We start from the raw sequence: 13,053 nt of genomic DNA on the forward strand, positions 1-13,053 counted from the left end.
CGCCACGTCCCCCGTGCGGTGCCCGCCCGCCGTGCCGGCGCGCTTGCGGCCGGCCGCGGCGGTCCGGGCCTTGGGCTGCTGCGGCGCGGGCTTGCGGGAGGCGGCCACCGGCGCCCGGTCGGGCGCGACGACCGGCGCCACGTCGCCCACCAGTGCCAGGACGCGCGGGTCGGCGGCCGTCACGCGCGCCGGGGTGGCGCGGATCTTCGCGGCCCGGGCCAGCTGGCGGAAGTCTCCGCGCTGCTCGGGCAGGACGACGGTGACGACGTCGCCGCCGTGACCGGCGCGGGCCGTGCGCCCGGAACGGTGCAGGTAGGCCTTGTGCTCGGCCGGCGGGTCGACGTGGACGACGAGGTCGACGTCGTCGACGTGGATGCCGCGGGCGGCGATGTCGGTGGCGACCATGACCCGGACCTCGCCGGAGGCGAACGCGTCGAGGCTGCGCTCGCGCGCGTTCTGGGACAGGTTGCCGTGCAGCTCCACGGCGGGGACGCCCGCGGTGGTGAGCTGGCGGGCGAGCTTCTTGGCCTGGTGCTTGGTACGGGTGAACAGCATCCGCCGGGAGGTTCCGGAGGCGAGGGTGCGGACGAGCTCGTTCTTCTCGTCGGTGCCGCTCACCTCGAAGACGTGGTGCACCATCGCCGCGACGGGCGACTCGGCCGAGTCCACGGAGTGGTGCAGCGGGTTGGCGAGGAACTGCTTGACGAGCTTGTCCACGCCGTTGTCGAGGGTGGCGGAGAACAGCAGGCGCTGGATGCCGGCCGGGGTGGCCTTGAGGATCCGGGTCACCCCGGGCAGGAAGCCGAGGTCGGCCATGTGGTCGGCCTCGTCCAGGACCGTGACGGCCACGGCGTCGAGGTGGACGAGCTTCTGCTGCATGAGGTCCTCGAGGCGCCCCGGGCAGGCGACGACGATGTCGACGCCGCGCTGGAGCGCCTCGACCTGCCGGCCCTGCTTGACCCCACCGAAGATCGTGGTGACGCGCAGGCCGGCCGCCTCGGCCAGCGGGGTGACGGTCTCGGCGATCTGGGTGGCCAGCTCGCGGGTGGGCGCCAGGACGAGGCCGCGGGGGTGCGACGGCTTGCTGCGCCCGGGGATGGTCTCGCCCGAGGGCACCAGGGCTGCGAGGCGCGCGACGAGCGGGAGGGAGAACGCGAGCGTCTTGCCCGAGCCGGTGCGGCCACGGCCGAGCACGTCGCGCCCGGCGAGGGTGTCCGGCAGGGTGGCGGACTGGATGGGGAACGGCGCGGTGATCCCGCGCGAGGACAGGGACCGCACCAGCGGCGCGGGGACGCCGAGCGCCGCGAAGGACGCGCCGTCGGTGGGCAGGGTGGTACGAGGTGTCGTGGTGTCGAGCACGAAGGGGCACTTCTCTCAGCAGGAGGTCACCGCAGGCATCTCCGCCGTCCGCGTCATCGGCGGCCGGGCCGCCGGCGCTGTAGCCGTGCTGTGCGATGTCGGGACGCCGGTCAGCGGCGCACCCTGCCAGCAGTATCGCACGGGGCGCGTGGTTGCGGGGCTGTCGCGTCCGGTGAGGAGGCCCACGCGGGCCGGGCGGGCGGGATGCGGCCGCCGGGGGGGGTGGCCGGGCCGACGGCGGGTCCCGGCCGAGGCGCCCGGGCCGACGGCGGGTACCGGCCGATGCGCCCGGGCCCGGCCCCGTTAGGGTCGGGGCGTGGCCGAGCAGTGGACGCAGCGCGACCGGGCCCTGTGGCTCACCTGCGAGATGGCGCTGGCCGGGGCGCGGGGCCGGCCCGTGCGACCCCCGACGCCGGTCCCCTCCCCGGTGCGTCCCCAGCTGGCCGACGCCGAGACCCTCCTGGCCGCGGGGCCGTTCACCCGGTACGTGCTCCGGGCGGGAGACGGCTCCTACCGGCGCAGCTCCGGCTTCTTCTTCGCCACCGGCGCGGTGGGCCTGGCGGCCACCGCCGCCGTCGCGGCCGGGCAGCTGGTCGGTAACGCCCGCCGCAAGCGCGCGGCCGAGCGCGACGCGGCGCCGCGCTGGGAGGCGGCGGGCACCGGCCTGCTGACCGTCTCCACCCACGGCTTCTACCTCTCCGCCCCGGGCGGGCTGGCCGCCTGGCCGTACGCCGCCGTCGGGGCCTGTGAGGTGGGCCGGCCCGGGCTCGTGGACCTGTCGGGGCAGTCCACCACCGGCCCGGTGCGCTGGCTGCTCGAGTCCGACTGGGCCGAGCTGCTCTTCGCGATGTGGGCGCTCGCCGCCCACCCCGGTCACCCCCCGCTCGCCTCGGGCGCCTGGCTGCCGCCGGGCTGGGTGGAGCGGGCCGTGTCGCTGCGGGCGGGCGACGACGGCGTCGCCCGGGGCCTGCCGGGCATCCCCTAGCCGGGCTGTTTCCCGGCGATACCCGCTCTCCCCGGGCGGCGGATCGGCCGCTCCGGCGACGTCCCGGGGGCAGGGTCAGCGGCTGCGCGCACCGTCCTCGCCGCGGGAGGCCAGGGCGACGGCGACGCTGACGAGCACCAGGCCGAGGATCTCGCCCGGGCTGGGCACCTGCCGCAGGACGACGAGACCGACGAGCAGCGACGTCGTCGGCAGCAGCGCCGTCAGCAGCGCGAAGGTGGGCGCGCTGAGCCGGGTCAGGGCCACCTGGTCGACGGTGTAGGGCACGGCCGAGGAGAGCAGGCCCACCCCGACCACGGCCAGCGCCAGGGCCGGAGAGGCCAGCGCCGCCCCCGCCGTGCCGGCCGCGAGCGGGGCGTAGACCAGCGCGCCGACGGCCATGCCCACCGCCAGGGAGTCCAGGCCGCTGCGCGCGGTGGCGATGCGTCGGCCCAGGACGATGTAGCCGGCCCACGCCGCCCCGGCCGCGAGCGCGAAGGCCACCCCCAGCGCCGTCCCGGGCGCGGACCAGTCCACCCCCAGCCCGGAGATGGACACCACGCCGAGCAGCGCGAGGACCACGGCGACGCGCGATCGCGCCCCGCGCCCGCCCAGGGCCGCCACCACCACCGGGCCGAGGTACTCCAGCGAGACGGCGGTGCCCAGCGGCAGGTGCGCGATCGCCCCGTAGAAGAGCAGGTTCATCCCGGCGAGCACCACCCCGAACAGCGCCGAGGCGGCGAGGTCTCGCCTTGTCCAACCGGTCCGCCACGGCCGGCGCCACAGCAGCAGGAACACCGCCGCCACGACCACCCGCCACCACGCCACGGTGGCGGCGGGCATGAGGACGAACAGCTCGACGGCGATGGCGGCCCCGAGGTACTGGCTCGCCCCGGAGGCCATGAACAGGGCCGGGGCGGGCACGCGGGACGGGGGCAGGAGGCTCATGCGAGCACCCCGGCCAGGGCGATGACGACGGGGATGCACACCAGCGTGCTGAGCAGGATGGCGTCGCGGGCCAGCGGCACCGCGCGACCGTAACGCATGGCGTAGACGAAGACGTTCTGCGCGGTCGGCAGCGCGGCGACGATGACGGTGGCGAGCAGCTCGGTCCCGCCCAGCCCGAGCACCTCGCGGGCGAGCAGGTACGCCACGGCGGGCGCCACGACGGTCTTGATCGCGACGGCGGCCCACAGCGGCCCGCGCTCGCGGCCGGTGCCGGGCAGCGGCGCGCCGCGCAGCGACAGCCCGAAGGCGATGAGCATCGTCGGCACCGCCATGTGCCCGAGCATCTCGATCGGCGCGAGGACGGGGTCGGGCAGGCGCCAGCCGGTGACGGAGAACAGCAGCCCGAGCGCGACGCCGATGACCAGCGGGTTGCGCACCGGGGTGAGGAGGACCTGGCCGACCGAGATGCCGCGACGCCCGGTCTGCACGTCCAGGACGGTGAACGCGACGGGCACCATGACGAGCAGCTGCAGGAGCAGGATCGGCGCGATGGCCGCGGCCGAGCCGGTCGCGAAGACGAGGATGGGGATGCCGAGGTTGCCGGCGTTGACGTAGCTGGCGCTCAGCGCCCCGAGGGTCACCTCGGCGCCGCGGCGGCGCAGGGCCACCCGGGCGACCAGCGCGTAGAGGCTCGCCGCCACGGCCACCGCGGCGACGTTGGCCAGCGCGCCGGCGGAGAAGATGTCGCTCACCCGGGCCCCGGCGACGGTGAGGAACATCAGCGCCGGGGTGGCGGCGTAGAAGGTCAGCCGGGAGAGGACGTGGTCGGCGCCGGTGCCGAGGATCCCGAAGCGGCCGAGCACGTAGCCCAGGGCCACGACGACGGCGAGGGACACGAAGCCCGTGAGGACCGCTCCCACTCCTCACCTCCCGTCCGGCGCCTCGGACATCCTCCCACCGGACGGCCACCGGCCTGAACGGTGACCGGGCGTCGCCCCCACGGGTGGCGGCTCCCCCGCCACCTGCCGGTGCTCAGCCGGCGGGGACGACGTCGACGCTCAGGCCTGCGTGGTCGGAGATAGTGAAGTGGTGCGCCCGGCCCGGGCCGGCGGCCGCGACGCCGGCGCCGAGGAGGTGGTCGAGCTGCATGCGCGGGCGGGCGTTGCTGAAGGTCCGCGCGGTCGCCAGCGCCGTCCAGCCGGGCAGGGCGAGGTCCCCGGGGGTGAGGTTGAGGTCGCCGCCGAGCACCCGGGGGCCTGGCAGCGTGGCGACCGCGGCGGCGCTGCGCGCCAGCTGGGCGCGGGCGACGTCGGGGATGGTCGACAGGTGGGTGACGGCAACCGTCAGCGGCCCGTCGGGGGTTCGCAGCACCGCGGCCAGGCAGACCCGGCTCTCGTCGAAGGCGGGGAACCAGCCGCCGAGGGACCAGCCGAGCAGGTCCCCGCCGCGGCGCAGCCGCAGCCCGGTCCCGCGCAGGGGCAGCACGTGCCAGGAGCGGACCGGGAAGCGGCTGAGCAGGGCGACGCCGAAGCCGCGGCGGGCCTCGCTGCGCCGGGCCCGCACGTGCAGGCCGGAGGCGGAGCCGGCGAGCGCGGCGGCGAAGCGGTGGGCGCGCAGGCCGAGCGCGTCGGCGAGCAGCGCGGCCTGGTCCGCCCGCCCCGAGCGGGCCTGGTTCCGGTCGACCTCCTGGAGGAGGACGACGTCGGCGCCCACCGCCGCGACCTCGCCCGCGGCCTCCCTGAGGATCTCGGCGCTGGCGGGCTGGCCGTTGCGCGGCGAGCCCACGGCCGGCAGACCGTGCTGGAGGTTGAGGGTGAGCAGGCGCAGCGGCGTCACGACGCCTCGGCGCCGTCGGGCCGCTCCTCGAAGGTCAGCGAGACGGAGTTCATGCAGTAGCGGTCACCGGTGGGCGTCTGCGGGGCGTCGTCGAAGACGTGCCCGAGGTGGGAGCCGCAGGAGGCGCACCGGACCTCGGTGCGCACCATGCCGAGGCTGCGGTCCTCGAGGAGCTCGACGGCGTCGGTGTCCTGCGGGGCGTAGAAGCTCGGCCAGCCGCAGTGGGACTCGAACTTCGTGGTGGAGCGGAACAGCTCGGCGCCGCAGGCGCGGCAGCGGTAGACCCCCACCCGGTGCTCGTCGAGCAGCTCCCCGGTGTAGGGCCGCTCGGTGCCGGCCTCGCGGAGCACGTGGTACTCCATCGGGTCGAGCTCGGCGCGCCACTGCTCCTCGGACTTGGTGATCTTCATGGCTCCATCGTGCGCCAGATCCGGACGATCGTCACGCGGGTCGGGCCCGCCCGGCGGGGGCCGGCGGCGGGTCGGGGGTCAGTCGCCCTCGCCCTCGCCGCCGTCGTTGTCGGGCGTGGCGTCGTGACCGTAGAGCTCCTCGGCCCGCTTGCTCTCGACCCGCTTGCGGTCGGCGGTCAGCTCGCGCTCGTCCAGCGCCTCCTGCCCCGGCCCGGCAAAGGCCTGGGCGCGCTCCTCCGCCTCCGGGGAGCCGGAGAAGATGCTCGCCTCGTGGCCGACCCGGGCCGTGGAGCCCTCGTGCGCCGGCGGCTGCCCGCCGGCGGGCAGCACGGCGGTGCCGTGCGGGTCCGTGATCGGCAGGCGGCTCGCGCGCTCCCGCAGGGACGTGCGGGTGGGGCGGTCCTCGGTCTCGACGCGCTCGGCCGCGGCCCGCCCGGCGTCGTCGCGGCGGGCGCCGTCGCCCGGCGCGCCGCCCTCCCGGGTGCCGTCGCCGGACGTGCCGTCACGGGACGCGGCGCCGTCCCGGGCCGCGGAACCGTCCCGGGCCGCGGAACCGTTCCCGGCCGCCCCGCGGTTCCGGTCCCCGGTGCCGTCCCCGGCCCCCTCGGGCACGCCCCCGGCGGCCCCGGCCTCGAGGCCGAGCATCCGCGGGTCGAGCCGCTGGGTCTCGTCCTGGGCGGGGTGCCGGGGGTGGGTGACCTCCTCGCGCCGGCGCAGGCCCTCGAAGCGCGCGTGGCGCCGGTCCTCCTTCTCGGCGCGCCGGCGCGCCCGCCGCGCGGCCAGCTGCCGCTCCCGGCGCTCGTGCGGGTCCTCCTTCGCCGCGGGCACGAGCAGGGTGTCGTCGGCCTGCCGGGCGCCGTCGAGCTCGGCGAGCTCCTCCATCTCCTCGGCGACCTCGGCGTAGCGCGGGTCGCGGCTGTCGTCGAAGAGCTGGGTGACCTCCTGCTGCTCGAGCCGGCGGCGCGGCAGCGCGTACGGCGCCTGGGTCTGGAGCCAGTCGACGAGGTTCTCGCGCAGGTAGTACTTGAGGTCCGTCAGCGTGGGGGCGTCCTTGCCGGAGACGAGGGCCCGCACGACCAGCGACCCGCCGGTGGCGTCCTCGACCTGGAGGATGCCCACCCGGCCGTCCCACAGGTCCGTCAGCCGCAGGAGGCGCTCGAGCTCCTGGCGCATCCGCGGCACCGGCACCCGCCAGTCCACCTCGAACGGCACCGTGCCGAGCAGCGCCGGCGCCTGCCGGGTCCAGTTCTCGAACGGCTTGGTGGTGAAGTCCGTCGAGGGCATGATCATGCGGCGGTCGTCCCACAGCCGGACGACGACGTACGTCAGGGTGATCTCCTCGATGTGCCCGAACTGCCCCTCGACGATGACGATGTCGTCGACGCGGATGGCGTCGGTCATGGCGAGCTGGAAGCCCGCGAAGACGTTGCCGAGGGTGGTCTGGGCGGCGAGACCGGCGACGACGGACAGCACGCCGGCCGAGGCGAGGATGCTGGCGCCGGCCGCGCGCATCCCCGGGAAGGTCAGCAGCACCCCGGCGATGCCGAGGACGACGACGATCGCCACGCCCACCCGGCGCAGCACCTGGGCCTGGGTCTGCACCCGGCGGGCCCGCGCCGTCGCCCCCACGCGCTGGATCCGCATGAGCGCGGCGTCCTCGAGAACCCGGATGAGCGCCGCGACGAACCACGTGGAGGCCGCGATGAGGGCGATGAGCAGGAGGTGCTGGCCGACGGCGCGCCAGGTGGGTTCCCGGATGCCCGGCGGCACGGGGGTGGCGAGCACCAGGCCCGTCCACGCGCCGATGACGACGAGGATGGCGCGCACCGGCCGGCGGGCGCGGTGCACGATCATGGCCGCGAAGGGGCGGCGGTGCCCGACCACCCGCAGGACGCCGGTGAGCAGGAAGCTGGCGATCAGACCGGCCAGCACGCCCCCGACGATCCACAGGACCAGGGTCAGGATGTCGACGGACTTATCGACGGCGTCGGACAGCTCGGCGGCGGAGGTCATGGCTCCAGGCTACGGTCGCGTTCCTCAAAGATTCCTGGGCAGCAGGTAGACGGGGGGTCGCCGCGACGCGCCCCGCGTCAGAGGTCCTTGCCGAGGAAGACCGTGACGTAGCGGTTCTCCTCGAACGGCTCGGTCGGGGTGTAGCCGGCCGACTCGTACAGGGCGAGGGCTTCGGTGAGCGACTCGTTGACGCTGAGCACCACCCGCCGCCCGCCGAGCGCGCGGGCACGGTTCTCCAGGGTGCGCAGCAGGAACCGGCCCAGCCCCTTGCCGCGGGCGTCCGGCACCAGCCACATTCGGCGCAGCTCGACGTCCCCGCCGGGCAGCACCCGCACCCCGCCGCACCCGAGCACCTTCCCGGTGGTCAGCTCGGTCAGCAGGAGGAAGTCCCCCCGCGGCGGCGTGACGTCGTCGGGGTCGACCTGCTCGGTGAGCGCCGGGTCGAACCCCCCGGCGAAACGCTCGTCGAGCTCGTCGAAGTACGCCTCGAGCGCCCGGGCGGCCCGCTCGCTCGCGGCCTGGCCCTCGATGATGCGCACGGGGGGCGTGCTCGTCGCCGGCTTCGGGCTCGTCATGCCCATATGGTGCCCCGGGTCACACGGCCGTGCTAGGGGTGGGGGCGAGCGGCGCCGTCGCCGGCGAGGACGGGAGCCGCTGCCGCCGAACCTGGCCGGCGCCCGCCCGCGGCGCCGGGGACGACGCCCCTGGCGGGGTGGGGGCGGCGCACCTACGCTCCGCTCATGGACGGCACCCCCACCGGCATCTCCGGGCTGTTCCCGCGGGACGGGGACCCCGGCGGCCGCCTGCCGGTCGCCCGCACGCCGGGCACGACCCCCGACGGCGCCCCGCGCCGCCCGCGCATCTGCGTGCTCGCTCCCACCCCGTTGCTCGTCGTGGAGATCGCCGACCACCAGGGGGTCCCAGGACGGTCGGCGCAGCAGGCCGACGTGCACATGCACCCCGGCGGCCAGGGCCTGTGGGTCGCCCGCATGGCGGTCTCCCTGGGCGCCGAGGTGACCGTGTGCGGCCCCTTCGGCGGGGAGATCGGCCCGCTGGTGGCCCAGATGCTCAGCACGGACAAGCTGACCATCCACGGCGTGACCTACAGCGGAGGCAACGGCGCCTACGTGCACGACCTGCGCGGCGAGGACCGCGAGACCGTCGCGCACATGCCGCCCTTCGCCCTCAACCGGCACGAGCTCGACGACCTGTACGGCACCGTCCTGGTCGACGCCCTCGAGGCCGACGTCCTCGTCGTCACCGGCGCGGAGCCGGCCGACGTCGTCCCCGCCACGTTCTTCGGGCGGATCGTGCGGGACTTGCGCCAGGCCGGGCGCACCGTGGTCGCGGACCTGTCCGGCGAGGCGGCGCTGTCGGCAGCGAAGGCCGGCCCGCACGTGCTGAAGCTGAGCCACGAGGAGATCTGTGCGGCCGGGCTGGCACCGGACGCGGCGCCGGCGTCCCTCATCGCGGCCGGCCGGCGGCTGGTGGAGATGGGCGTGGGGGCCATGGTCATCTCCCGGGCGCAGGACCCCTCGCTGCTCATCACCGCCGACGGCGTGCGCCAGGCCGAGGGGCCGGTGATCACCCCGCTGGAGCACCGGGGGGCGGGGGACTCGATGACGGCGGGCATCGCCGTCGGCCTCGGCCGCGGCCTCGACATCGCCGACGCCGTCCGGCTGGGCGCGGCCGCCGGGGCGCTCAACGTGACCCGGCGGGGGCTGGGCACGGGCCGGCGCGACCAGATCGAGCGGTTCGCCCAGCGCATCACCGTCCGAGAGACCGGGTAGGGCCGGTCGGGCGACGGGGCGGGTCCGCTCGTGCGCCGGGCAGGATCCGGGCCGGACGGGAAAGATGGGAACCAGCACTCGATACGAAGGAGATGATCCCGGTGCGGGTTCTCGTCACCAACGACGACGGCATCGCGTCCCCCGGTCTCACCGTCCTGGCCCAGACGGCCCTCGACGCCGGCCACGAGGTCGTCGTCGCCGCCCCGCACCGGCAGTACTCCGGCGCCAGCGCGTCCCTGACGGCCCAGGAGGAGGACGGCCACCTCGTGCTCGTCGACGAGCGGCCCCCGGGCCTGCCCGAGGAGGTGCAGTCCTTCGGGGTCAAGGCCGCCCCCGCGCTCATCGCCTTCGTCGCGGCCTTCGGCGCGTTCGGCCCCAAGCCCGACGTCGTGCTCAGCGGGGTCAACCTCGGCGCCAACACCGGTCGGGCCACGTTGCACTCCGGGACGGTCGGGGCGGCGCTGTCCGCCTCCTCCCACGGCATCCGGGGGATGGCCGTCTCCATCGCCTCCGCCAAGCCGCAGCACTGGGCCACCGCCCAGCAGGTGGCCGCGCACGGGCTGCGCTGGCTCGTGCAGGAGCCCTGGCACGACCGGGTGCTCAACATCAACGTGCCCGACGTCGCCCCCGACCGGCTGCGCGGGCTGCGCCCGGCGTCGCTGGCCAGCTTCGGTGCCGTGCAGGCGCGGGTGCGGGAGAAGGGCAGCGACTACGTGCAGCTGACCTACTCGGGCGTGGAGGCCGAGGAGGAGCCCGGCACCGACCACTACCTGCTCGCCCGCGGCTGGGCCACGGTGAGCATGGTCCGCGCGCCGGTCGACGACGAGAGCGGGATCGTCCTGCCCTCCTTCGACGGCACCGCCTCGGCCGGGGCCGGCATGGTCGAGGTCAGCACCGGGACGGTCATGTCCACCGGCGCCGACGGCGTGACCGGGGAGATCACCGAGGGCGAGGACGGCTGAGCTCAGGCCCAGCCGAGCTCGTGCAGGCGGTGGTCGTCGATGCCGAAGTGGTGGGCGACCTCGTGGATGACCGTGATCGCCACCTCCTCGACGACCTCCTCGGCGTTCTCGCACATGCGCAGCGTGGGGCCGCGGAAGATCGTGATGCGGTCCGGCAGGGACCCCGCCCACCAGGAGTCCCGCTCGGTGAGCGGGGTGCCCTCGTAGATACCGAGCAGATCCTCCTCGGCGTCCTGCAGCTGCTCGGGGGTGGGCTCGTCCTCGACGAGCACGACGACGTTGTCCATCATCTCGGTCAGCTCGGCCGGGATGAGGTCCAGCGCGTCCGCGACGGCCTCCTCGAACGCCTCGCGCGTCATCTCCACCACGCCACCATCCTGCCTGCTTCCTCCGGGCACGGGTCTCCCCCGCCGCACGGGCGGCCACTGTCGCGCGGGCGGCCTCCTTCGCGTGGGCGGGACGCACGGGTCGCGACGCCCCCGCCGCGCCTCCTGCCATCGCGTGAGCGGCCGCTGTCGCCGTGCGCTGCCCTTGCCGCCCCGGGCCGGTGGGCGACCACGCGCCCGTCGCGCGAAGGACAGCGCGCACGTCCGGACCGGCCGACCCACCCACCCCGAGGCACGTGACGGGAAGCACACCGCCCCGACTTTGCTCCGGGCGCCTCCTTCCCCCTATGCTGTTCGAGGTCCAGGGGCGCCACGGCGTCACGGGAAGTCCAGAAGCAGTTCACGGGCCCCCATCGTCTAGCGGCCTAGGACCCCGCCCTTTCACGGCGGTAGCACGGGTTCGAATCCCGTTGGGGGTACGCACCGCCAGCAGGAGACAACTACATAGCAGTACCAGGCTCCACAGCCTCACACGAGGCCCCGTAGCGCAGTTGGTTAGCGCGCCGCCCTGTCACGGCGGAGGTCGCGGGTTCAAGTCCCGTCGGGGTCGCCGGTACGGACGCCCAGTCCCTCGGACTGGGCGTTCGTGTCAAGGCTCTGTAGCTCAGTTGGTAGAGCGTTCGACTGAAAATCGAAAGGTCACCGGATCGACGCCGGTCGGAGCCACCGCCGCAAGGCCCCGCACGTGAGTGCGGGGCCTTCGTCGTTCCACCAGCCGTTTGTCCTGGTCAGGCACCGTTTCTGGGGTGTCCGCTGCCGGCTCGTCGCCTGGGCACCGCGGCGCCGACGGCGCTCACAGGCCGGGCCCCGCGGGGCGCTGTGCCATATCCGTGCCATATCCGTCGTCGGTGAGGCGGTCGAACACCGCACCCGCTCGCCTGGCGACCCCCTCGCGTGCGCGCGAGTAGCGCTCGGTGACCTGCAGGCTGGAGTGCCCGAGCACCGCTTGGACGTCCGGTGCCGATGCGCCGGCGTCGAACAGGATGGTGGCGAACGTGTGGCGCAGATCGTGCACGCGCAGGTCGGGGCGGGCAAGGGCCGTTCGGATCGTCGCCCAGTCCACCGCCCGGCGGAAGTTCGCCGCGACGAGCCGGCCGCCGGTCGGCCCGGAGAACAGCAGGTCGTCCGGTCCCTTGCCCGTCATCGCCTCGTCCACATACGGCAGGAACGCCTGGACGATGGGCACCTGGCGTTCCTTGTGGCTCTTCGGGCTCTGCTCGATGAGTTCGCCGTTCAGGCCGGGCGAGAAGCTGCGGCTGACGCGCAGCACGCCTTGCGCCAGGTCGACGTCGCGCACCCGGATGGCGGTCGCCTCCCCCGCCCGCATGCCGGTGAAGGCGAGCGCGGCGGCGTAGCGGCGATAGACGCCGGCCGGGATGAGCTCGAGCATCCGCCTCACCTGGGGCATGGTCAGCGCCCGCGAGGTGGGCGAGGTCGAGCCGTCCGGGGTCGGGCGCTTGATCTCGCGCGCCGGGTTGTAGTCGATGATCCGCGCCCGGCGCGCCGCGTCGAGCAGGCGGCTGATGAGCGCGAGCGCATCACCCTTGGTCGAGGGCGAGCAGTCCCACCCGACCATCGCCGTCTCGATGAGGGGTGAGGTGATCGCCTCGAGCTTCAGGTGTCCGAGCGTCGGCCCCACCCGCCTGCGCCACGCCACGGCGTAGGCGCGTGCCGTGCCCGGTCGCACCGACGCCTCGATCGCCGACCAGTGCCGCTCGTGCCACTGCGCCAGCGTCATCGCGCCGTTTGGGTTCTTCCCGGCGACGGCCTTGGCGAGCTCCTTCTTCGCCTCGCTCAGCGTGCGGAAGGTGCGTGCGCGCTCGGCCCAGGTGCCGTACAGGTCGGGCACCAGGACGCGAATCTGATAGCGCTGCCGATCCTCCCTCCAGCGGATGCCCTCGGGCAGGGGCCTGCCGGTATGCGGGTCGAGACGCAGCGGGGAGTCTTTCGACGGTCGCCCAGGCATCAGCGCCTCGTCCCGCCGACTTCGAGGAACTCCTCGATCGTGTCCGCGCGCCACAGCTTGTGCTTGCCGACCTCCGCGTCCGGTGCGGGGATCAGCCCCTCCCGGCGCAGCTTGTCGAACGTGGGCAGAGGCACCCGGCAGCGGGCGGCGGCCTCGGCACGCGTGAGGTAGTCCGTCTTCGTCGCTTCCGTCATGCCCTGTCCCCTCCTCGGGTCCGGGTGACCGCCACAGCAACTAGCGTTTGTGCCACTACCTGACATCTAACACCGACATTCGCGTCCTTGCAACCACATGAGATAGGGGCCCCTTCCCCGATAATCTCGTGCGCATGGCACTTCCGACGCCCCGCCCCTGGGATCAGGCCGCAGACGGCTTGCTCACCCAGGCCGACCTGCCCGCCG

At 74.9% G+C, this 13,053-nt stretch carries 13 protein-coding genes and 3 tRNA genes; 6 read left to right on the forward strand and 10 right to left on the reverse strand.

Features of this window, described 5'->3' with window-relative positions; genetic code table 11:
* A partial coding sequence (locus GD970_RS20465; RefSeq protein WP_226925509.1) for a DEAD/DEAH box helicase occupies positions 1-1,359 on the reverse strand: 1,359 nt, incomplete at its 3' end.
* A 316-nt stretch (positions 1,360-1,675) separates the two neighbouring features.
* Here GD970_RS20465 and GD970_RS20470 point away from each other — a divergent pair.
* Positions 1,676-2,344: a hypothetical protein gene (locus tag GD970_RS20470; protein WP_152204744.1), complete on the forward strand. Its 669-nt coding sequence runs from the start codon at positions 1,676-1,678 to the stop codon at positions 2,342-2,344.
* A gap of 75 nt (positions 2,345-2,419) precedes the next feature.
* On the opposite strand, the gene GD970_RS20475 is transcribed toward GD970_RS20470, so the two are convergent.
* The 6 genes from GD970_RS20475 to GD970_RS20500 form a co-directional block, all read right to left on the reverse strand.
* Positions 2,420-3,289, reverse strand: coding sequence for an EamA family transporter (locus GD970_RS20475; protein WP_152204745.1), 870 nt, complete (start codon positions 3,287-3,289; stop codon positions 2,420-2,422).
* Entirely contained in the window at positions 3,286-4,209 is a 924-nt protein-coding gene (locus GD970_RS20480) for an AEC family transporter (RefSeq protein ID WP_152204746.1), read from the reverse strand. The genes GD970_RS20475 and GD970_RS20480 overlap by 4 nt, the downstream gene beginning before the upstream one ends.
* A 112-nt stretch (positions 4,210-4,321) precedes the next feature.
* Positions 4,322-5,125, reverse strand: coding sequence for an endonuclease/exonuclease/phosphatase family protein (locus GD970_RS20485; RefSeq protein WP_170297338.1), 804 nt, complete (start codon positions 5,123-5,125; stop codon positions 4,322-4,324).
* Positions 5,122-5,535: a peptide-methionine (R)-S-oxide reductase MsrB gene (gene msrB, locus GD970_RS20490; RefSeq protein WP_152204748.1), complete on the reverse strand. Its 414-nt coding sequence runs from the start codon at positions 5,533-5,535 to the stop codon at positions 5,122-5,124. The genes GD970_RS20485 and msrB overlap by 4 nt, the downstream gene beginning before the upstream one ends.
* Positions 5,536-5,613: 78 nt before the next feature.
* Positions 5,614-7,548, reverse strand: coding sequence for a mechanosensitive ion channel domain-containing protein (locus GD970_RS22410; protein ID WP_226925510.1), 1,935 nt, complete (start codon positions 7,546-7,548; stop codon positions 5,614-5,616).
* Positions 7,549-7,625: 77 nt separating this feature from the next.
* Entirely contained in the window at positions 7,626-8,123 is a 498-nt protein-coding gene (locus GD970_RS20500; RefSeq protein ID WP_152204749.1) for a GNAT family N-acetyltransferase, read from the reverse strand.
* Between the two features lie 165 nt (positions 8,124-8,288).
* Here GD970_RS20500 and GD970_RS20505 point away from each other — a divergent pair, with 165 nt between their 5' ends.
* Together GD970_RS20505 and surE are read left to right on the forward strand one after the other, a co-directional pair.
* Positions 8,289-9,338 (forward strand): 1-phosphofructokinase family hexose kinase, encoded by a 1,050-nt coding sequence (locus tag GD970_RS20505; RefSeq protein ID WP_152204750.1) that lies wholly within the window; start codon positions 8,289-8,291, stop codon positions 9,336-9,338.
* A 101-nt stretch (positions 9,339-9,439) separates the two neighbouring features.
* Positions 9,440-10,300: a 5'/3'-nucleotidase SurE gene (surE, locus tag GD970_RS20510; protein ID WP_152204751.1), complete on the forward strand. Its 861-nt coding sequence runs from the start codon at positions 9,440-9,442 to the stop codon at positions 10,298-10,300.
* 2 nt (positions 10,301-10,302) lie between these two features.
* Here surE and GD970_RS20515 read toward each other — a convergent pair whose 3' ends face one another.
* Positions 10,303-10,668: a metallopeptidase family protein gene (locus tag GD970_RS20515; RefSeq protein ID WP_452179890.1), complete on the reverse strand. Its 366-nt coding sequence runs from the start codon at positions 10,666-10,668 to the stop codon at positions 10,303-10,305.
* Positions 10,669-11,032: 364 nt separating this feature from the next.
* On the opposite strand from GD970_RS20515, the gene GD970_RS20520 reads away from it, so the two are divergent.
* The 3 genes from GD970_RS20520 (at position 11,033) to GD970_RS20530 (ending at position 11,352) form a co-directional block, all read left to right on the forward strand.
* Positions 11,033-11,105, forward strand: a tRNA-Glu gene (locus tag GD970_RS20520).
* A 57-nt stretch (positions 11,106-11,162) separates the two neighbouring features.
* Positions 11,163-11,236: transfer RNA gene (locus GD970_RS20525), tRNA-Asp, on the forward strand.
* A 43-nt stretch (positions 11,237-11,279) separates the two neighbouring features.
* A tRNA-Phe gene (locus GD970_RS20530) sits at positions 11,280-11,352 on the forward strand.
* Positions 11,353-11,479: 127 nt separating this feature from the next.
* Here GD970_RS20530 and GD970_RS20535 read toward each other — a convergent pair.
* Together GD970_RS20535 and GD970_RS20540 are read right to left on the reverse strand one after the other, a co-directional pair.
* On the reverse strand, positions 11,480-12,706 hold the full coding sequence (locus GD970_RS20535) for a tyrosine-type recombinase/integrase (protein ID WP_193315004.1): 1,227 nt from the start codon (positions 12,704-12,706) through the stop codon (positions 11,480-11,482).
* Positions 12,652-12,846 (reverse strand): helix-turn-helix domain-containing protein, encoded by a 195-nt coding sequence (locus tag GD970_RS20540; protein WP_152204753.1) that lies wholly within the window; start codon positions 12,844-12,846, stop codon positions 12,652-12,654. Before GD970_RS20540 ends, GD970_RS20535 begins: the two co-directional genes overlap by 55 nt.
* Positions 12,847-13,053 lie beyond the last annotated feature (207 nt).

Origin of the sequence: Georgenia thermotolerans (assembly GCF_009193185.1) — a bacterium.
In the GTDB taxonomy this organism is placed as follows: Bacteria; Actinomycetota; Actinomycetes; order Actinomycetales; family Actinomycetaceae; genus Georgenia; species Georgenia thermotolerans.